Here is a 20,202-nt window from a genome sequence, read left to right as displayed (position 1 = left end):
CATGCTCGCCGCCGCGCGGTACGCCAAGCTCCGCTGGAACACCCCGCTGAGCGACGCCCACGCGGCCGAACTGCTGGACCACCTCGACCTCCCCACGGCGACGAGCATCGTCGACCTCGGGTGCGGCTGGGGTGAGCTGTTGCTGCGGGCGGCCGCACGGGGGGTGGCGAAGGCCGTCGGGGTCGACACCGACCCGGCCGGTCTCGACCGCGGGCGGCGAGCAGCTCTCGTCCGGGACCTGGACGTGAAGTTCGTCGAGCGGGCGGCCGCCGACTGGCACGGCACCGCGGACCGGGCGCTGTGCATCGGCGCGTCGCACGCGTTCGGCGGCAGCCACGCCATGCTCGCCGCACTCGCGGAGGTCGTGCCGCGCGGCCGGGTCCTGGTCGGCGACGGCTGCTGGGAACGCCCGCCGACCGAGGCGGCCCACGCCGTCTTCGGTGACGACATCCTGCCGCTCGCCGACCTCGTCGCGGCCTGCGGCGAGACCGGCTGGCAGGTGCTGCACCTGAGCACCGCCGACCAGCACGAGTGGGACGAGTTCGAGTCCGGCCACCGGGCCGGGCACCGGGAGTGGCTGCTGGCGAACCCGGACGACCCGCGCGCCGAGGAGGTCAAGGCACGGGATGACGCCAGGGAACGCGAGTACCTGACCGCCTACCGAGGCGTGTTCGGCCTGGCCTACCTCGTGCTGGCCCGCTGAGGTCGGAACTCCACCTGGCGCTGGGCGCGTCCTGTGCGTCAGATGTTCAGGCCGGGGAAGAGCTTCGCGGCGTTCCCCGACAGCACGCCGCGAAGCACCTCCCCCGACCACCCGAGCGCGGCGAGCGCACGGGCGTTGTGTGCCACACCGGGGATGCCCGGCCAGTCGGTGCCGAAGACCATCCGGGACGCGAGCCGGGGCAGGTCGAACCGCGCGTAGTACTCCGGCAGCTTCGCGGGTGGCAGCCCCGCGAGGTCGAGCCACACGTTGGGCTTGGACTGCGCGAGGAACGCCGCCGTGTCGTACCACCAGCCGCGGCCGCCGTGCGCGAACACGAAGTTCACCCCGGGGAAGTCGTCGACCGGGTCCAGCATGAGCGCGGGATCGCCGAACCTGGCCCTGGCACCGGGGAACGTCGACGATCCCGTGTGGACGATCACGGGCACGCCGCGGTCGGCGCACACGTGGTACGCGGCGTACAGCTCCTTGTCGCCGGGGTCGAACGCGCCGTGCACCGGGTGGATCTTCAGCGCGACCGCGCCGAGGTCGAGCTGCCGTTCCACCTCGGCGGCGAGCGGGTGGTGCAGGTGCGGGTTCACGTTCGCCACCAGGCGGAACCGCACCGGGTTGTGCTCGACCAGCGGCAGGTTGTCCTCAATGGACTGGATACCGGTCGCGCGCGGGCTGTACTCGCAGAACAGCAGCGCCCGGTCCACGCCCTCGCGTTCGAACAACGCGTCGAACAGCGCGGGCACGGGCACGCCGTCCTCGTCGTACGCCGCGCGCCAGTCGTAGCGGCTCGCGAACCGCACCGCCCACTCCCGCCACGCCGGTTTCAGCGTGGCGAGGCGCGGCGCGTGCACGTGCGCGTCGACCAGCGGCATCCCGTCCAGCATCAGGCGCGCCCACCCACGTGGTCCTGCGGCGCCAACGGAGCCAGCACCGTTTCCGCAGGCGGTACCGGGGTCACCAGCTCGTCCGCCACCAGCGCACGCAGCACGTTCCTGCGGATCTTGCCGGTCGCGGTCTTCGGCAACTCCTCCATGCCCACCACGGCACGGGGCCGCTTGTAGGCGGCGAGACCCGCACGGCACCACGTGACCAGCGCGTCGGCGTCGACCGAGTGCCCGGAAACCGGGACCACGCAGGCGACCGGCTTGTCGAGCCCGTCGCGGTCGCGGCCCGCGACCACCGCCGCCTCGGCCACGTCAGGGTGCTCGAGCAGCCGCTCCTCCACCTCCGCCGGCGACACCCAGATGCCACCCGCCTTCAGCATGTCGTTGGACCGGCCGAGGCACGTGTAGGTCCCGTCCTCGTTGCGCACGTACGTGTCGCCCGTGCGCAGCCACTCGCCCTGGAACACCGCGCGCGTGGTCTCCGTGCGGCACCAGTACCCGGACGCGACCGACGGGCCGGACAGGTACAGGTCACCCGGCTCACCGGTCCCGGTGATCGGCACGCCCTGCTCGCCGCGGATCTCCACGCGGTACCCGTCGACGGGCGTGCCGGACGAACCGGGGTGCACCGCGCCGGGCCGGTTCGACAGGAAGATGTGCAGCGCCTCGGTCGACCCGAGCCCGTCGAGGATCTCCACGCCGAACCGCTCGCGGAACCGGTGGTACAGCACCGGCGGCAGCGGCTCACCGGCCGAGATGCCTTGCCGCACCGAGGAGAACGTGTCGTCGGGGATGTCGGAGTTCAGCAGCGCCGAGTAGAACGTCGGCACGCCGAAGAACAGCGTGGGCGCGGTCTCCCGCACCCGCTCCGCGATCCCGGCCGGGGTGGGCCGGGCACGTTCCAGCACGGCAGTGGCCCCGGCGGACAGCGGGAAGAACGCCGAGTTCCCCAGCCCGTAGGCGAAGAACAGCTTCGGCACCGACAGCGTCCGGTCGCCGGGAGAGACGCCGAGGACGCCCTGCCCGTACAGCTCGGCGACGTCCCGGACGCTGCCGTGGCGGTGCATGGCGCCCTTCGGCTTGCCGGTGGTGCCCGAGGTGTACAGCCAGAACGCGGGCGAGTCCGCCCAGGTCGGATACGCCTCACCGCGCTCGCCCGCGGTGCGCAGGGCCGACCAGGAGACGCCGGTCAGGTCGCTGTCCCCGGCGGGGTCGTCGACCACCACCTGCGTGACCTCGGTGGCGACGGCGAGCGCGACGCGCGCGGCGTCGGCGAACTCGGTGGAGACGCACAGGATCCGGGCGCGGGAGTCGATCAGCACGCTCGCCAGCTCGGTGCCGGTGACCATGGTCGACACGGGCACCGGCACGGCACCCATGTGCATGGCGCCGAGGATGCCGGTGAGCAGCTCGACGCCGTCGGCCATGCACAGCATGACCCGTTCCTCCGGTCGCGCGCCCAGCGCGCGGAACCCGGCGGCCACCCGCCTGGTCTCGTCGGACAGTTCCTCGTAGGTGACGCTCCGCCCGCCGCACACGACAGCGGTCCGGTCACCGTCGCCGTCCCGCACGTGGCGGTGGAGTAACCAGTCGGTGGCGTTGAACGTGGTGGGAGCTGTCATCGTTGACCGCCTTCTGGGGGCCGGGATCAGGCGAGGTGGACGTACTCGTAGTCGAACGGCTTGCCGTTGATGCCGTTGCGTGGCGGTGCCACCCAGCTCGCGATTTTGCCCCGTTCGTAGACCGGTCGCATCAACGACCGCACGAACGCGAGGTCCTCGCTGGTGGGCAGCCACTTGTGCTTCGCGGCCTGCCAGGTCGCCTCGTCGACGATGGTGCCGTCCGGGGTGACGTGGTGTCCCGAGCTGACCCCGACCGACCGGTTGAACCCCGGGTGCGGCAGCGCGAAGCGGTGGTTGAGCTCCGCGCTCTCCATGATCCGGTTCCAGCGCTTGATGCCGGTCTCGCAGTCGGCGATGTACTCACCGCGCAGGTCCAGGTTGAGCGCGAGCAGCGCGGGCAGCTCCTCGCTCGTCCACGTGCCGTTCTCGGCGGGCTTCTCCAGGAACACGCCGTCGTCGGTGAGCCTGTGGTCGTCCTTGCGGCGCGTCTCCTGCCAGCGGCCCTTGAGTCCCGCGGTGAAGTAGTTGGCGGCGTTGGTGGAGGTCTCGCTGCCGAACAGGTCGAGCGACACCGTGTAGTGGAAGTTGATGTACTTCTGGATGATGTCGAGCGGGATGCCGCCGCGCGGGGCGATGTCGAGGGTGTCGTGCTCGCGGATGAGCGCGGCGCTGCGCTCCACCACCCGGTCCACGCCGGTGGTGCCCACGAACATGTGGTGCGCCTCTTCCTTCAGCATGAACTCGCACGTGCGCGACAGCGGGTCGAACGCGGACTCCTTCAACGTGCCGAGCTGGTACTTGCCGTCCCGGTCGGTGAAGTAGGTGAACATGAAGAACGCCAGCCAGTCGGCGGTCTCCTCGTTGAACGCGCCGAGGATGCGTGGCGAGTCGGGGCTGCCGGAGTTGCGCAGCAGCAGGCCTTCCGCCTCCTCGCGGCCCTCCTTGCCGAAGTAGGCGTGCAGGAGGTACACCATCGCCCACAGGTGGCGGCCCTCCTCCACGTTGACCTGGAACAGGTTCCGCAGGTCGTAGAGCGACGGGGCGGTGAGGCCGAGCAGCTTCTGCTGTTCCACCGACGCGGGTTCGGTGTCGCCCTGGATGACGATGAGGCGCTGCAGGTCGGCGCGGTACTCGCCGGGCACCTGCTGCCAGGCCGGCTCACCCATGTGCTCGCCGAACGCGATGGTGCGGCCCGGGTCGCGCTCGGCGAGGAAGATGCCCCAGCGGTAGTCGGGCACGTGCACGTGGTCGAAGTGCGCCCAGCCATCGCGGCCGACGCTGATCGCGGTGCGCAGGTAGACGCCCTGGGTCTCCAGCGTGGGACCCATCTCGCCCCACCAGTTCATGAACTTCGGCTGCCAGCCCTCGAGCGCGCGCTGGAGCCGCCGGTCCGACGACAGGTCGACGTTGTTGGGGATCTTGTCCTCGTAGTTGATCGAGGTGGTCACACGCGCCTCCTGTCGAATACCGCCTTCTTGCCGGTGCCGTAGCGCCGCAGCGCCCCGTCCTCACCGGATGCGTTGGTGCGGACGAAAACCCAGTTCTGCCAGGCCGAGAGGCGACCGAAGATCTTGGTCTCGATCGTCTCCGGGCCGACGAACCGGTGGTTGGCCTCCATGCCGGTGCACGCGTCCGGCGACAGCGCGGCGCGGCCCTCGACGACGATGCGGATCTCGTCGGCCCAGTCGATGTCGTCGAGCGCGTCGGTGACGAGGCCGAGGTCCTTGCACTCGTCCGGTAACAGCACGGTGCCCGCCTGCTTGCGCAGTGTGTCCACCTGGGACTTCTCGCCCCAGAAGCGGGACTCCAGGCGGGTGAGCCCGTTGCCCATCGGGTAGGTGCCGAAGTTGGCCTCGGTCAACACGAGCGTGCCGGCAGCACCCGCGTCCTGGTCGTCGAGCAGGTACTGGCGGTCGGCCGCGAACGCCAGCTCGGCGAGCATGCCCGCGAAGCAGGAGCCTGGTTCGATGAGCGCGATGAGGCTGCGGCTGGTGACGTCGAGACGTTTCAGCGTGCGCTTCCAGTAGTGGACGACCTCGCGCGCGAACCAGTCGCTGGTGTCGAGCAGGGCTTCGTAACCCCGGACGACCTCGTGGTCCCCCTCGGTGCGCAACAGCCACACGCCACGCTCCGGCTCGTTCGTGCGCAGGCGGAGGATGAGGTCGTCCAACTCGCGGGTCATGGCCAGCGGCCAGAACTCGGCGTCCCGGCGTTCTTCCACGGCGTCGGGGACGTGGACGGTGATGTCGACCGTGCCGTCACCGAGTTCGGCGGTGACGTACCGGTCGCGGACCAGGGGTGTCAGCTCGACCCCCTCGGCGTCCGGCCTGGCGGAGCGCTTCGCGAGTTCCTTCGCGCGCTCGGTGACGACCTCGGTGAACCGCCGCGGCGGGGCCAGCTCGTCGACCAGCTTCCAGTCGACGGCGGTGCGGCCCTTGACGCCGTCGGCACGGGTGGCGAACACGTCGGCGAGGTCCTTGCGGGTGCCGCGCTTGTCGACCACGCGGGTGAGGCCGCCGGTGCCGGGCAGCACGCCGAGCAGCGGGACCTCGGGCAGCGCGACGGTCGAGGAGTTGTCATCGACGAGCACGATGTGGTCGCAGGCCAGCGCCAGCTCGTACCCGCCGCCTGCGCAGGAGCCGTTGACCGCGGCCAGGTAGGTCTGCCCGGAGTTGGCGGTCGCGTCCTCCATGCCGTTGCGGGTCTCGTTGGTGAACTTGCAGAAGTTCACCTTCCACTCGTGGGAGGCGGCGGCGAGCATCCTGATGTTGGCGCCCGCGCAGAAGACCTTGTCCTTGCCGCTGGTCACGACGACCGTGCGGACGGCGGGGTGCTCGAAGCGGAGGCGCTGGGTGGCGTCGTACAGCTCGATGTCGACGCCGAGGTCGTAGGAGTTGAGCTTCAGCTCGTAGCCGGGGGTGAGGCCGCCCTGCTCGTCGACGTCGAGGACCAGCCAGGCCACCTCGCCGTCCACCCGCAGGGACCAGTGCCGATAGCGGTCCGGGTGTGTGTCGAAGGACACCATCCGTCCATTCTCTACAAATCACCTCTCAAACGTCAAGGTTCTGTAGAAGATCTGCCCGGTTACAGTGGCCCATGGCCTCCAACCGGGGAAAACGTGCCGCGGTGCGGCTGGCGGCACTGCTCACGACGACCGGCACGCTGCACTTCGCGGCTCCGAGACCGTTCGACTCGGTGATCCCGCCCGCCATCCCGGGCCCGCCGCGGTTCTGGACCTACGCGTCGGGGGTCGCGGAACTCGGCGTGGCCGGCCTGCTGGCGGTACCACGCACCAGGCGCCTTGGCGGTTCACTGGCCGCGGCCCTGTTCGTCGCGGTGTTCCCCGCCAACATCTGGGCGGTCCGGCTGTTCTGGCGCAAACCCCTGTTGCGCGCGGTCATGCTCGCCCGGCTGCCGCTGCAGGTCCCGCTGGTCACGGAGGCCCTCAGGGCCCGGGAGTGAATCCGGCGGTTCGTTCGTTGAGTGGACATGCCTGTCTTCGTACTGCTGCTCATCGCGGTCGTCGCCGAGTTCGCCGTGATCATCGCGGTGGGTCAGGCGGTGGGCGCGCTGTGGACGATCCTGCTGCTGATCGCCGTGTCGATGGCGGGGGTGGCGCTGTTGCGCAGGCAGGGCACCCGCACGTTGACGTCGTTCTCGGAGGCGCTGCGCAACCGGCGCGACCCGAGCCCGGAGATGGCGGACGGGATGCTGATCGGCGTCGCCGCGGCGCTCGTGCTCTTTCCCGGGTTCCTGAGTGACGTGGCCGCGTTGCTGCTGCTGTTCCCGCCGACCAGGGCAGTCGTCCGCAAACGTTTGCTGTCCCGTGCCGCCGCCCGCACCCGGGTGGTCCGCCACGACGTCGTGGACGGCGAGGTCGTCGCCAACCCCGTGCGCGACGACTCCGCGGATGACAGCCCGTTCGTCATCGACGCGCCGGTGATCGAACAGCGCCGTCCAGGAGATAACTGAGCGACGCGCGTGCCGTAGCACTGGGCACGCCGTCGACCACGGCCCGCAGGGCCGCGCGCCAGGAGGCGGCGAAGATCTCGGGTGCCGCACGCAGCCGCTTGGGCAGCAGCGACCGCAACGTGGTCGCGATGGGGTCCTCACGCGGCACCGGCAACGGCTCCGCGAGGATCCGGCAGACCCCGAAGTGCACGGCCGCGTCGAACGCGACCAGCAAGGCGGCGCTCACGGGCTTGTCGGCCGCGGCGGCCGCCCCGGCCATGCGGTCCACGACGCGCCGCTCCATCTCCTCACGCACCACGAGGTAGAGCCCGAGCTTCGACTCGAAGTGGTGGTACAGCGACCCGGTGGTGACGTCGGCCTTGGCGGCCAGCTCGGTGACGTTCACGCCGTCGTACCCGGCCGTCTCGAAGTGGTGGATGGCCGCCTCCACCAGCCGGGCCTTCGCGGTGCCCGGTACCGGAACCCATTCTCGCATCACGGTGGAGCGTAACCCATTGACCCACGACCGTAATCCAATTACGGTCCGGCGTATGAAGCTGATGTTCCTGTACCAGCCGGTGACCGACCTGGAAGCGACAGTCGCCTTCTACCGCGACGAACTGGGCCTGGACGAGTCGTGGCGCGAGGGCAAGACCACCGCCGCGTTCCGCCTGCCGGGCACCGAGATCGAGTTGATGCTGGACACCCCACCCGACGACGGTCCGGAGTGGAGGGCGGGCGGCTTCTTCGCCGTCGACAGCGTTGAGGCGTTCGTCGCCGAGCACCCGAACATCACGTGGGTCGGCGAGATCATCGACGTCCCCGGCGGGAAGTCGGCGACCTTCCAGGACCCGGCGGGCAACACCGTCCACCTCATGGACCAGTCCGCCCCCGAACCGACGGACTAGATTTCGGCGGCGTGGAACCGATCACGGCAGTCGCGGCGATCGCGGCGAAGCACGGCATCAAGAAACTCGTCGACGCGCTCGAACAGCCCTGCACGACTGCGGTGCGCACCGGGCTGCGAACGCTGTCGGACGCGAACACGGCCACCACCGCCCAGGCAGTTCATGTGGGCCAGGGACCTGTTCCGGGAAGCGAGCGCGGCTGCCAGGTCGGCTCTCCAGGTCGCGGTGGCGGAGCGGTACGTCGTGCTGTGCGCGCTCGCTCTCGGCAGGCTGGACGCTGCCAGGAACGCACTGCGTCGACTCGAACACAACGCGCTCACGGCGTCGTCGGAGGCGCGTACACGCAGCGGTTTTCCCTGCCAGGCACGCGGTGGCACAGCCGGGCCCGGCCCGATACGCGTCGGACCGCTTTCCGTGGAAGGGCACCAAGCACTCCCCCAGGAAGTGCTTCCATGGTCCCCTTGGACCGCCGACACCGGTTATCGCGCCGCCCTGTGCACCGCCGTGCGGGCGGTTCGCACTCATCGGGCTCCGCACCTTCGGTGCGGCTCAACGCCGGTGTCACGGTCCGGGTCGATCCGACCTTGTCGCGGTCCCCGGGCGTCATCCTACGGCGGCTACACGTCGGAGGAATTCCTGGAGGGAGACCGACGTGCTCACGTTTCCTTTCGGGACAGGACCGGACCTCACCGGAGCCTGTTCGCATCGCGAACACTTCTCCGTTGTCCGGAAAGGACAATTGACGGGAATCTCGTCGTGCGCTAAATCAGACTGAGGAGGTCGTCATGGCCAAAGATGTCGATGAACGCGCTTCTCAGTCCACCGAATACCCGCTCGGCGTCAGCCGGCCCCCGCTGGCCGTGGCTGACCTGCCGGAACCGGAAGAAGTGTTCAAGGTCCGCAAGCTCGGTGTGCGGCAGATTATCCAGTTCGTGATCGGCCCGAGCCTGATCGCGCTCGGGATCTCCGTCGGCAGCGGCGAGTGGCTGCTCGGCCCCGGCGCGATCGGCGAGTTCGGCTTCGTCGGTGTCGGGTGGGTCATCACCGTTTCCGCGATCCTGCAAACGTTCTACAACGTCGAGTGCGCACGCTACGTGACCGCGACCGGCGAGGTGCCGATCGTCGGGTTCGGACGGGTGCCGCCCGGATGGAAGCTGTGGGTTCCGTTCTCCCTGATCGCGTTCTACTTCGCGTTCATCTTCGGCGGATGGGCCGCCGGCGCGGGGCAGGGCCTGTTCGCGTTGATCACCGGACGCGTACACCGGCCGGACGAGATCGAGTGGGTGCGGCTGCTCGCGATCGGGTTGCTGCTCGTCGTCTTCCTCATCACCGCGTTGGCGCGCAAGGTGTCCCGCACCCTCGAGCTCGCCAACTGGGTGATCGTCGGCACGCTGCTGGCGGTCCTGATCGTGGTGTGCGTCCTGATCGTGCCGTGGTCGACCTGGTGGGAGGGCGTGCGCGGCCTCGTCACCCCGGCGGCACCACCGGAAGGCATCACGGCGACGACGCTCGGCGCGCTCGCCGGGTTCACCGCCCTCGCGTCCGGCCTGAACTGGTACGCGATGAACCACTACCGCGACAAGGGTTACGGCATGGGCTCGAAGGTCGGGTTCCTGTCCGGCATGCGCGGCAAACAGGAGGAGATCCGCTCCGTCGGCGTGACGTTCCCGGACACGCCGGAGAACACGACGCGCTGGCGCCGCTGGTACAAGCTGCTGATGATCGACCTGTGGCTGGTCTTCTTCTGCGGCGCGATGATCGGCATGCTGCTGCCGACCATCCTCATGGCCCACGTGGTGACGACCAGCGGCGACGTACCCACGACCGCGAACGTGCCGACGTTCACCGCCGAACACCTGGGCGCAGACTACGGCCAGGGCATGTTCTACCTGATGCTCACCGTCGGTGTGCTGGTCCTGTTCTCCACGCAGCTCGGCATCTTCGAGGCCCTGGTACGCAACTTCACCGACGCCGCGCACGCGACCAGCCCCCGGCTGCGCCGGAGGCTGGAAGGTGACCCGCGTAAGTTCTACTACCCCTACATGCTGGTGGTCCTCGTCGTCATCGCGGCCGCCCTGCACCTGGCACTCCCCGTGGAACTGGTGCAGATCTCGGCGAACATGTCGAACTTCGGCGCGCTGATGTTCCCGTTCGCGTTGATGTACCTGAACTCCCGGCTCCCGAAGGCAGCACGCCCACGCCCATGGCACTACGTGATCCTGGTGCTGAACGTGCTGTTCTTCGGCTTCTTCTTCGTGAACTTCGCCTACGAGTTCATCACCGGCGGCCCGCTGGTGTCGTTCTAGTCGCTCCGGCGCCGGCCCCGCAGCAGCAGGGCCGGCGCCGCCAGCACCGCCACCGTCACCACGACCGCGAACGCCCCGTCGTCCAACGACCTGGCAAGCACCCCGATCAGCCCGAAGATCAGGGTCAACATCAGCGCCGCCCGAGCAGACATCCCCGAGGACGCACCCACCGGCGGCCGCCCCGGCCCCGGCAGTTCCACGTCCGCCCCGCGGTACCAGCCCCCGGACTGCAACGGCGGATGCGGCGGAAAGGCGACCGGCCTGCTCGCACCGGACTGCGGCGTCCATTCGGCCTGACGGGCCAGTGTCCTCGCGTGGTTGTCCATGATTCGCCCCTTCTCTCCCGGTATGACCATGGTCGGACACACCGCGACCAGCGCGTATGCCAGTTGGCACACTCACCGGAATTCACCCCCACTTCCCGAATCCACCACGGTGAGCGATGATGGAAACACTGGGCGCAAGCCATGAACGGGTGGAGGGGGCCACGACGTGAAAACCACGGACACGGGCATCGAATCCCTGTTGATCGACTTGAGCACCACCTCTTTCGCCCGCTTACGCGGGCTGAACAGTTCAGCGATCCGCCAGGCAGTGCATCACGCACTGGAGCGAACCGGCGCTCTACGGGACAAGAAAAGCGGTGAGTCCGGCCAGGGAGAACGGGTGGACTAACCGATGCCACCCAGGGACGTCGCGCCGCACCGGAACACCCCGGACTCACCTGAGGCCACGTTCCACCAGTTGCCCTGGTCCGACTTCGATGAACTGGCCCGCGGCGAGATCCGCCCGGCGGTAGTGCACCGACTACGCCACGCCGAACGCAGCAGGCGGCTGCTTCTTCTGCGCGCGCTGATGGACGAGGTCAGCAAGACGCCTGAGTTGTTCGCCCCTCTCCCGTCACCGGAGGACGCCTGGGAACTCCTGGCCAGAGTCGAGACCAGAAGTCCCGACGTGTTCGAACTCGTCCTCGCCCACCCCTATCTCGGGAGCTGGGCAGGGTACACGATCCGCTTGCTACGCAAGGGAATAACCGGCGTCTGTCCGATGTGGTCACACGTAGGGCATGTCCACGCTGTCGCCGCCGCTGCCGCGATCCGCGCCCGGCTGAACTTCCACGCCATCGTGCCGGTGTGGGAAGGCGGTGTCATCCTGCCGACTCTGGGCATGGCACACCTGCCTGCCGACGAGCCACACTCGGTGGCCGAGGTGCGTGGCACGCAGGGCCGGGCAGAGATCACGAACGACCTCGGCCTGGTGGTGCTGACCGAGCCCTTTGACGCCGACCGGCCGAACTGGTGGGCCGTACGCGATGCGACGGCCACAGCCGGGCGGCATCGTCTCACGACCCGGCTCGACGACATCGATCCGTATCGCGGACTGCACGAACCAATGCGCCCCCGGCGCATGGACCCGGCCGAACTGCGCGCGTGGCGAGCTGAACTGACGGGAGCGTGGCGGCTGATCGCGCAGCATTTCCCTGAGCGCGCAGAAGCATTTTCCGCTGGTCTGGATTCCGTCGTACCCGGACCGGCCGCGCCGTTCCGGAGTGCGAGCGCGTCGACCGGTGAGGCGTTCGGCAGCGCCCTCATCGCACGGCCGGACGACGCCCCGACACTCGCGGCCACGCTCGTGCACGAGTTCCAGCACATCGTCCTCGGTGGGGTCCTGCACCTCGCGCAACTGCACGAAGACGACCCGCGTGAACGGTTCTACGTGCCATGGCGTCCCGATCCACGACCCATCGGCAAGACCCTGCAGGGGATCTACGCGTTCTTCGGTATCGCGGCTTTCTGGCGGGAGATCGCACGCGCCCACGACGGAAAGCTCGCGCGCCGAGCCATGTTCGAGTTCGCCCAGTCACGCGGTGATACGTGGCGCGTGCTCGACTCCGTGCACCGGGACGCGAGCCTGACGACCACGGGCCGCAGGTTCGTCGACGGCATCGCGGAGCGACTGCGGCCGTGGCTGGCCGAACCGGTACCCGACGACCTCCGACGGCGCGCGGAGGCCATCACCGCGGATCACCACGCGGGCTACCGAATGCGGCACCTCCGGCCGGACCACCGTTCGGTGGTGATCTTGGCGGAGGCGTGGCTGGCCGACCAGCTTCACCCTCCGCCCGCTTTCGCCTATGTCGATCCCCCTCCGACGCCCGTGCCGGACGGCTCGTCGTCCGAGGCACGAACCCACCTGATCCACCTCGACATCGCACTGGCGGACCGGCGTGAGCTGGCGTCGATGTGGCGGTCGGCGGAGGACGTCACGACCTCGGACCTGGCCTACGCGACCGGACGGTTCGACGACGCGGTCCGCGGCTACCGGGCCGAGCTGGCACAGCACCCCGACCGGGTGTCGTCGTGGATCGGCCTGGGACTCGCGCTCGCCGGCGTCGGCACCAGCCCAGCAGCACGGGCATTGACCCACTACCCCGAGCTGGTCCGTGCGGTGTGGCGGCGGATCACCACCGTGTCGCCCGACGTGCCCACACCGGAACGGCTCGCCACGTGGCTCGGCCAGAGCGTGTACTGACCGCCTTCAGAGGATCAACGGATCGATGTCGCAGTTCGCGCGACTGCCACCGGCCGCCGACTTGGTCGCGAGGTGCGCTTCTCCCAGCGTTCGGCGGTAGCGGGCCAGGACGTCGGAGAACCGCACGTCGGTACCGTCGTGTCCCGCCGTCCGCAGGTCGAAGATGATGTTCAACTCGGCGGCCAACGTCGTGGGGTGGTCAGGTCCGAGTGAGCCGCGCGACCGTTCGAGCATCTCCTGACCGAGTTCGATCGCGGCATCGGTCTCACCGATCGCCGCCAGGTCGCTCGCCAGGTTGATGCCGCCCACGACCGCGTTGGGGTGGTCGGCACCGAGGCTGGTCCTCAGTTGCTCGAACGCCCGTTCGTCGAGGGCACGTGCGCCGGCAGCGTCACCGCTGAGCCGCAGAGTCACCGCCAGGTCGACCATCGCGGCACACGTGTGTGGGTGGTGTTCTCCCAGCAATCGCCGATAACTGTCATACGCTTCCTCACCCAGGCCTCGAGCTTCGGCCAGGTCGCCTGCGTGACGCAGGTCGATGGAATGTGCCAGTACGCAACCAACTGTGTGCGGATGTTCGGACCCGTACCGGTGGCGGAAGTTGTCGAGCACCGGTCCCGACAACTCGAACGCGCCTTGGTGGTCGCCGTCCTTTCGGCGGGCGATCGAAAGCATGTAGATCCGCATCTGGGTGGCCTGGCGGTCGATGCCGAACTGCTCGATCGCTCGCTCGACAAGCTTCTCCTGTTCGATCCGCGCCCAGGAGTACTCGCCCGCGTCACGCCGGTCGACGACGATCGAGATGAAGGAGCCCTGCGTTTGGAGGTTGTCGCGGCCCAGAATCTCGACCCTCTTCTGATAGGTGTTCTCGTCCAACTCCCGCGCAGCGGAGAAGTCTCCCATCAGCCGAAGACTCATGCCGTGCAGGCTGGCGGCCTGCAGCGTCTCCGGATCATCCGGACCGAACAGCCTTGTCGTCCTGAGCAGGACCTCCTCACTCAGTCGCTTGGCTTCCGCGAACTCACCCTTGGCCTTGAGGTCAGCCAGGATATTGGCCTGTACGCCGAACGTTTCCTCACTGTCCTCGCCCGACACCAGGATCCGTCGTTCCAACGTGCGCTGGTTCAGCGTTGCCGCCTCGTTGAAGCGACCCAGTACCCACAGGTAGAAGCCGAGGCGCCATGCCACCTCGAGTGTCTGCGGGTCGTCCGGGCCCAACTTGTCCGTGAAGTCCCGGTAGGCGTGCTGCGCCAGGATCGCAGCCTCTTCGTGGTCGCCCCACTGGAACAGGAAGCGCATCAGGTTGATGACCAGTTGCCGGACCCAGCCGTCGGTGCAGTTCACGACGTCCGCCGCGTAGGCGTGTGGCAGCAGCTCCCGGTAACGCGGCCAGTTCCGGCTGTTCTCCGGGTCGTTCGGATCGATGTTCGCCAGTAGCTGGTGTGCGCCGTGGCGCATCTGGGTTTGCATCGTCGGTGTGGTGATGCGGTTGCGGAGGACCAACTGGACCAGGCGGTGCAGCTGGATCGTGTTGCTGCCGTGGTCGATCTTCGCCAGCCCGTAGCGGTTGATCTCGCGGATCGCGCGCGCCAGCGCGATGGGGTCGCGCAGGGTCACGTCCAGCTCGGTTGAGATCTGTGCGTTGCGCACACCGGTGAACAAGTCGCGGGAGATCGGCTCTGAGGAGAAGAACGCACAGATCAGCAGGATTTGGTGTGCGGCAGGGTTGTGGTTTCGCAGTTCGTCGAACGAAACATTCCATGCGGCTGCCAGCGATACTTCGTAGTCGGGAGTGGAGGACGACTCGAAGATTTCCGCTACCTTTTCTTCGAAAAGGCGGAGGTATTCGCGTACCGGCATACCGGTTTCCGCGCGCCAGGCCGCAGCCTGTTCGATCGCCAACGGGAGGTCGCCCAGCTTGTCGGCTATCTGGTCCGCGTCGCCGTCGCTGATGTCCGGGCCTCGGCGGCGTAGAAGTTCTTTGCTCTCCTCCCGGCGGAAGACCGAGACCTCCACTGGGCGGGCTACGCCTGCCCACGCGGGGTTGCGGGAGGTGACCAGGATTTCGCCTGGCCCGTTGGACGGGAAGAACCTCCGGACCGCCTCCGGGCTCTCCGCGGCGTCGAAGACCAGCAGCCACCGACGTATCGGGTTACCTCGGCGCAGTGCCTCCAGCACGGCCGGGACCGCCGTGTGCGCCTCCGAGCTTCCCGGCAGGCCCAGCTGCTTTGCCAGCTCTGTCAGCCCGGAGCGGACCTGCGTCGGCTGTGCTGCCGCGATCCACCACACGAGGTCGTAGTCGTCCAAGTGGCGGTAGATGTACTCCACCGCTGTCTGGGTCTTCCCGATACCGCCCATGCCGTGCAGTGTCGCCGGGAGAACCACCGTTGTGCCGCCGGCTGTCAGGTGTGCGTGCAGCTCGTCGATCAGGTCGTCGCGGCCGGTGAAGTTGAGGTTGCGCGGCGGGACGTTGCCCCAAACCGGAGGTGGATCACCCGGTTGGCGTTCACCTAATCCATGGACGAACGTCGTCGTCTGCGGTGTTGTGGATTGGGTGCTTTGGGAGGCTTCTCTCTCAGCGGCCGAGATTGCCGGGGACTGACTGAGGACATCGGCGCGCTCGGCCGCTTGGGACATGGTGACACTCTCGCGAGACTCGGCGGGACTTGGAACTGGAGGCGGCGCCGCCGAGTCTGGCTCCGAGGTTTGGTCCAGTCGTTCGACTCGGAGAAGATACGGACCACTGAGCGCACGCAAGACAATGCGCTGGAGCGGCCGGTCTGCCGGCGTCGGTTCCGGGGTGTTGTCCGGATCGGCGATGGCATCACGCAGCAGCGCCAACGCATCTATTCGATGACCGTGGTGGTGGGCGGCCATCCGCACAACGCCCGCTGTTTCCGAGCGACGTGCACCTTCTAGCAGAATCTCGCGGTCCGACTCTGCGATGTGGTATACGCCTGAGTCCTCTGTGGATCCCGCGCGTGCGGTGCGCGAAGCGTACCGCAGTAGCCGGGCGCCCATTAGCTCACCCAGAAGTTCAGGTCCGGTCCCAGGCAGATAGTCGTTTTGGACTTGGCGGGCCACCGACATATCCCCTGGCAGAGCCGCCAGCAATTGTGCGAGGCGTTGCGCGTCGGGGGACGCGATCGAGCGGAACTCCGCAATGCGGGCTCTGGCTGTCAATGGCTCGCGGATATTCGCGTACACGCTGACCCGTGGTTGTGGCTTGCCCGAGGCCAGGAGGACGGTCGCGTCCGCTGGGTTGCGGTGACCGGTCGTGAGAAGACGACTCCACCATGCCAACCAACGTGGACCCATTTCCAGGATCGGTACCGGGAGAGCACTTTCCGGTAATGCTTGTTCCGGGACGGGTGCCAACCATGCGTCGAGAAGTTCTATCGACCAGGTTCGGTTTGGCCGTAGATCTTCTTCGGATGAGAGTCGTGCGCGGTGCAGCGCCGGCCCGTGCCGGCCCCACATCCACTGCGGGAGGCAGTTGATGACGGCCACCGGCATGACCCTGCCCCACTGCGCCAACACCGGTCCTATGAGATCGCTGCGCCACGCCTCGCCCAGACCGTCGGTGATCACCAGTGCCGCGCTTCGGCCGGAATGGTCGACCATCTCGGACGGGTCGCGTGGGCCGGCGGCACCACACAGGACCGGCGGCAACGGCACTCCTGACGCGGACCGGTTCGTGTCGAGGCGGCGGACTCGGACCGTGCGGAAGGCGCCCAGTTGTTCGAGCAGTTCGACGAAGGCGGCGATTTTGCGTCGCCACAGAGCCATGGATGGCGCGGCGTCGATGACGATCGTCAGGTCCAGCCATCGTTCGCGTCGTTGCCGGGTGACCGGCCACCACAGCTGATCTTGCACCGCACGTTCGGCGGTCGCTATCTCGTCCATGACCACGTCGCCTACGCGTCGGGACGTCACATGGCGTTTCAGCGGCCGGAGAGCTCGAGTGATGTTCAATCGATCGTGTAATGACCAACCCGCTGGGGACGTCGATGCGGTGACGTTCCCGGTCGCCGCCACCGGTTCGGGTTCGGGGTTCTGTTGTGGTCGCTCACGCGCCGGGCCTGGTTCGGGACGTACGGTCGGTTCCGGCGCAGGTGCGTCGTCCTCGACCGGATCTGGTCCATCAGGTTTGTTGTCGTCAGGTTCGTCGCGTTGCGGGGTGACCCGGTCGGCGTCGTTCGGTGGGGACTTCGGCTCGGCGGGCGGCTCGGGTTCCGCCCGCGGGCGGATGACCGCGGCAAGGTAGACCGCTTCGGCAAGTTCGTGCCAGGTCAGGTCGTCGATGTCGAGTCGGTCGATCGGCATGGCGGCGTTCGCCGGTCTCGCCGTTCCGGCGAAACCGGGCCCTGGGACGCCTGCCGGGCGGGACAACTCAGGGCGCCAAACTCAGCCGGCGCCAGAGTGCGTCAAGCAGGCGGGGCCAGCTCTGACCGTTCTCGCGGAACGCGCCCGAGGTGGCGAGGTACACGGCTTCCAGCAGTTTGTCGGCGGGCAGGCCGTCCAGTTCGGCGCTGCGGGCCACGAATTCCCGGATCAGCCGGTCGGAATGGACGCCGTCCTGGTCCAACATGTGGTTGGCGACCATCGCCGCGAGTTGGTTCGCGTCCGGCTCGCGCATTTCCAGGCGTAGGCAGCGGCGTAGAAATGCCGCCGGGAACTCTCTTTCTCCGTTGCTGGTGATGATGATGACCGGGAAGGCGGCGCACGCTACGCGACCGTCGGTCAGTGTGGCGCTTCCGTTCCGGTCGCTGGTGAATACGCGTACGGTCGACGTATGGGCGCGGATGCGCTCCAGCTCGGGGATGCCGAATTCCGCGTCCTCGAAGATGGAGAGCAGATCGTTGGGTAGATCCGCGTCCGATTTGTCCAGCTCGTCGATCAACAGCACGCGCGGAGTCCGGGTGGGCAGGAACGCCGTACCCAGCGGGCCCAGGCGGATGAAGTCACCGATGGCGGGCTCTTCGACGTCTGTTGATCCGTTTGTTTCCGCCCTGCGAGCTGCTGCGTAACTGGTCGCGGCGGCTTGGGCTCGGCCTATGGCGTCATATTCGTACTGGCCGGATTGCAGTGTGGTTCTGCTAGTCACGGACCACCGCAGCACTCTGCCCAAGCGCAGTTCCCGAGAAACCCGGTATGCCAGCGCTGATTTCCCCGATCCCGGTTTCCCGGTGACGAGCAAGGGCCGACGCAGGAACAACGAAGCGTTGACCATGTCTATTTCGCGAGGATCTACGTCTTCTGCCGTCAGGTGGAATTCCGCACCCAACCTGCGTTCCGCTTCGTAGTCATCCACCGGTAGGGTTTCCGGGCCGGGAGGCGGCTCGCCCCGGAAGCGGCGCCACGGTGGCGGGGGCGGGAGCTGGTCGGCCAGTCGCACGTCGTGCAGTGGTCGGCCGGTGCCGCGGTATATCCACCAATCGGACGCCGCCGACTGGGGCGTCTGGTCCACACCGTGGTCGTGCGCGCTCATCCGCGACATCCCCTAGGAGGCGGGCCGGCCGATTTCGACTGCTCTTTCAGGGTCGTCCCACAGTACCACCATGTCACGGGCGTGTTTCCCCTCAAACGGGTAGACGGATGACCCGAGCGCCGCCCGTCTGGAGGTTTTACTTCGGTGTGGCACGTCGAGCAAGTCGCCACCCCGTTCGGCCAGCCATGTCACCAGATCGTGCAGTTCTTCGGAAGTAGCACCCGGACACCACAACAGGACCGGCAGGCCACTTCTCAACGCCGCCGTGAATTCGTCGACTGTCGAGCTCACGGAAACCAGCGGCGGGCCGTTGAGCACCATTGCCACCGCGTCGTGGTCGCGCAGCGCGACATCGACCCGCTCCTCTCCTTCTCTGGCGAAATGAATTCGCGCTGGTGACGGGTTCTCGTGGAGCGATTGCCAGCGTTCTCGCCAGGCGCGGTGCCAGTGCGTGGCCCGCAGCCGGTCCAGGGAGCGGACGCGGATGATGTAGTCGAGGCACAGCGGTTGTGGCTGGCCGGTGTCGTGCTCCTTGCACCAGCTGTGGACGGGCAGTCCGAGGAGTGCCCTCGGGAGGAACGCCTCCAGCGTCACCGCGGCTCGCTGGTCGGCCCACGCCCGTTCTGCGGCCACCACGACGTCGTCGACCACCCGTTCGATGTCGGCCAGCCGTACTTCCCTGATGTCGCTGCGGACCGGTGTCCATGCCTCCGGATCGTCCTGCCGCCAGGCCGACAGCACATAGCGATCCGGCTCGATTCCGTCATGTTCCAGGGAGATCACCAGGTGCAGTCGCTGCTCGGCGACGACCGGCCGCGCCATCTCCCGCCTGCGGTCCGCGACGGCTTCTTCGATTCCCATCAGGCCGACCTGCTGGTCCACCCACGAGGTCATCACCTCCCCCAGTTCGCCGCCCACCTCCGTGGCCAGGGCGTCCAGGTAGACGAGCGCGGGCGAGATGCCGTCCGGGCCGGAGTTGAGGTCCGCCAACTGGGCGAAGGCGTGCCAGGCGTCGCTGAAGCGGGGCAGCGGCAGCGCCGAACGCGCGGCCCGGCGTGCGATGTCGGAGAAGGCCGGTTCCTTGACATCGCCCAGCCAGCCCCGGATCCGGTCCATCTCCGGGCCCGCGAACTGGCCCAGCACACCCGGCGGGTCGGGCACCGGAGCGGCACGCGGGGACATCTGGCCCAGCAGGCGCAGGTACGCACCGCTGGAGAAGCCGTCGAACTCGGCACGGATCGGCTCGTACGACTCGGGTGCGGCGGCGGGCCGCTGGGAGATCACCCCCTCGTAGAACATCTCGCTGGCGACCACCGCGACGATGCCCGTCGACTCGTGCAGCACCCGTTTCGCGACCGGGGCCGCCAGCAGGCGGAAGGCGAAGTTCAGCGCGGGCCCCGCCACCCCCGCCGCGTCCCGTTCGACCTGGCCCGAGTGCAGGACGATCCGCAGCTGGATCGAGGCCTCGCGGACGTGCACCGCGTTGTGTTCGCGCAGTGCTGCCACTATGCGGTCGAGCAACTCGTCCGCCAGCACGACCGCGGGCACGTCCGCGGGGACCAGGATCATCACGCCGTCGCCGCGATCTTCGTGGTAGCACGACGACCAGTCGAGCCGCGCCTTGTCGAACGCTGCCGTCAGCACCTTGTAGAGGCCCTCGCGAACCGTCACCTGATGGGTCAACGTTCTGTCCGAGCGGGTGAAACCGGCGACATCGACCAACACCATGAGCGACTCCGGCATGCGGAAACCTCCACGGGACACCGTCGGAGGTCGGCAGGCCTTCGACGTCG

15 protein-coding genes are annotated in these 20,202 nt (G+C 68.2%); 6 read left to right on the top strand and 9 right to left on the bottom strand.

The window, feature by feature from the left end:
- Position 1: 1 nt before the first annotated feature.
- Positions 2 to 703, top strand: coding sequence for an SAM-dependent methyltransferase (locus FHR82_RS01915; protein ID WP_184809250.1), 702 nt, complete (start codon positions 2 to 4; stop codon positions 701 to 703).
- A gap of 38 nt (positions 704 to 741) precedes the next feature.
- On the opposite strand, the gene FHR82_RS01910 is transcribed toward FHR82_RS01915, so the two are convergent.
- Genes FHR82_RS01910 through boxC form a run of 4 tightly spaced genes read right to left on the bottom strand, consistent with a single transcriptional unit; the run spans position 742 to position 6,246 of the window.
- On the bottom strand, positions 742 to 1,599 hold the full coding sequence (locus tag FHR82_RS01910; protein WP_184808464.1) for an amidohydrolase family protein: 858 nt from the start codon (positions 1,597 to 1,599) through the stop codon (positions 742 to 744).
- A complete protein-coding gene (locus tag FHR82_RS01905) occupies positions 1,599 to 3,221 on the bottom strand; it encodes a benzoate-CoA ligase family protein (protein WP_184808463.1) in 1,623 nt (540 codons plus the stop codon). The genes FHR82_RS01910 and FHR82_RS01905 overlap by 1 nt, the downstream gene beginning before the upstream one ends.
- Positions 3,222 to 3,247: 26 nt before the next feature.
- Positions 3,248 to 4,669 carry a benzoyl-CoA 2,3-epoxidase subunit BoxB gene (boxB, locus tag FHR82_RS01900; protein ID WP_184808462.1) on the bottom strand — a complete coding sequence of 474 codons (1,422 nt, stop codon included), beginning with the start codon at positions 4,667 to 4,669 and terminating at the stop codon, positions 3,248 to 3,250.
- Entirely contained in the window at positions 4,666 to 6,246 is a 1,581-nt protein-coding gene (gene boxC, locus FHR82_RS01895) for a 2,3-epoxybenzoyl-CoA dihydrolase (RefSeq protein WP_184808461.1), read from the bottom strand. The genes boxB and boxC overlap by 4 nt, the downstream gene beginning before the upstream one ends.
- Before the next feature lie 71 nt (positions 6,247 to 6,317).
- Between boxC and FHR82_RS01890 the strand changes: the two genes are divergently transcribed.
- Positions 6,318 to 6,683 (top strand): DoxX family protein, encoded by a 366-nt coding sequence (locus FHR82_RS01890; RefSeq protein ID WP_184808460.1) that lies wholly within the window; start codon positions 6,318 to 6,320, stop codon positions 6,681 to 6,683.
- 27 nt (positions 6,684 to 6,710) lie between these two features.
- The gene (locus FHR82_RS01885; protein WP_184808459.1) at positions 6,711 to 7,193 is read left to right on the top strand and encodes an FxsA family protein; all 483 of its coding nucleotides are present in this window, start codon (positions 6,711 to 6,713) and stop codon (positions 7,191 to 7,193) included.
- On the opposite strand, the gene FHR82_RS01880 is transcribed toward FHR82_RS01885, so the two are convergent.
- The gene (locus tag FHR82_RS01880) at positions 7,147 to 7,668 is read right to left on the bottom strand and encodes a TetR/AcrR family transcriptional regulator (protein ID WP_184808458.1); all 522 of its coding nucleotides are present in this window, start codon (positions 7,666 to 7,668) and stop codon (positions 7,147 to 7,149) included. The genes FHR82_RS01885 and FHR82_RS01880 overlap by 47 nt on opposite strands.
- A 55-nt stretch (positions 7,669 to 7,723) precedes the next feature.
- Between FHR82_RS01880 and FHR82_RS01875 the strand changes: the two genes are divergently transcribed.
- Together FHR82_RS01875 and FHR82_RS01870 are read left to right on the top strand one after the other, a co-directional pair.
- Positions 7,724 to 8,080, top strand: a complete 357-nt coding sequence (locus tag FHR82_RS01875; RefSeq protein ID WP_184808457.1) for a VOC family protein — start codon at positions 7,724 to 7,726, stop codon at positions 8,078 to 8,080.
- Between the two features lie 785 nt (positions 8,081 to 8,865).
- Positions 8,866 to 10,386: an Nramp family divalent metal transporter gene (locus FHR82_RS01870; protein ID WP_184808456.1), complete on the top strand. Its 1,521-nt coding sequence runs from the start codon at positions 8,866 to 8,868 to the stop codon at positions 10,384 to 10,386.
- On the opposite strand, the gene FHR82_RS01865 is transcribed toward FHR82_RS01870, so the two are convergent.
- Positions 10,383 to 10,712 carry a hypothetical protein gene (locus tag FHR82_RS01865; protein ID WP_184808455.1) on the bottom strand — a complete coding sequence of 110 codons (330 nt, stop codon included), beginning with the start codon at positions 10,710 to 10,712 and terminating at the stop codon, positions 10,383 to 10,385. The genes FHR82_RS01870 and FHR82_RS01865 overlap by 4 nt on opposite strands.
- Positions 10,713 to 11,064: 352 nt before the next feature.
- On the opposite strand from FHR82_RS01865, the gene FHR82_RS01860 reads away from it, so the two are divergent.
- Positions 11,065 to 12,918: an HEXXH motif domain-containing protein gene (locus tag FHR82_RS01860; protein ID WP_184808454.1), complete on the top strand. Its 1,854-nt coding sequence runs from the start codon at positions 11,065 to 11,067 to the stop codon at positions 12,916 to 12,918.
- A gap of 6 nt (positions 12,919 to 12,924) precedes the next feature.
- Here FHR82_RS01860 and fxsT read toward each other — a convergent pair whose 3' ends face one another.
- The 3 genes from fxsT to FHR82_RS01845 form a co-directional block, all read right to left on the bottom strand.
- Positions 12,925 to 17,244, bottom strand: coding sequence for an FxSxx-COOH system tetratricopeptide repeat protein (gene fxsT / locus FHR82_RS01855; protein WP_221463258.1), 4,320 nt, complete (start codon positions 17,242 to 17,244; stop codon positions 12,925 to 12,927).
- Positions 17,245 to 17,311: 67 nt separating this feature from the next.
- Positions 17,312 to 18,409 carry an AAA family ATPase gene (locus FHR82_RS01850; protein ID WP_376706379.1) on the bottom strand — a complete coding sequence of 366 codons (1,098 nt, stop codon included), beginning with the start codon at positions 18,407 to 18,409 and terminating at the stop codon, positions 17,312 to 17,314.
- Between the two features lie 12 nt (positions 18,410 to 18,421).
- The gene (locus FHR82_RS01845; protein WP_184808452.1) at positions 18,422 to 20,152 is read right to left on the bottom strand and encodes a VMAP-C domain-containing protein; all 1,731 of its coding nucleotides are present in this window, start codon (positions 20,150 to 20,152) and stop codon (positions 18,422 to 18,424) included.
- Positions 20,153 to 20,202 lie beyond the last annotated feature (50 nt).

The sequence above is a fragment of the Actinophytocola algeriensis genome, from assembly GCF_014203735.1.
Taxonomy (GTDB): domain Bacteria; phylum Actinomycetota; class Actinomycetes; order Mycobacteriales; family Pseudonocardiaceae; genus Actinophytocola; species Actinophytocola algeriensis.
This window is presented reverse-complemented; position numbering and strand designations above follow the sequence as displayed.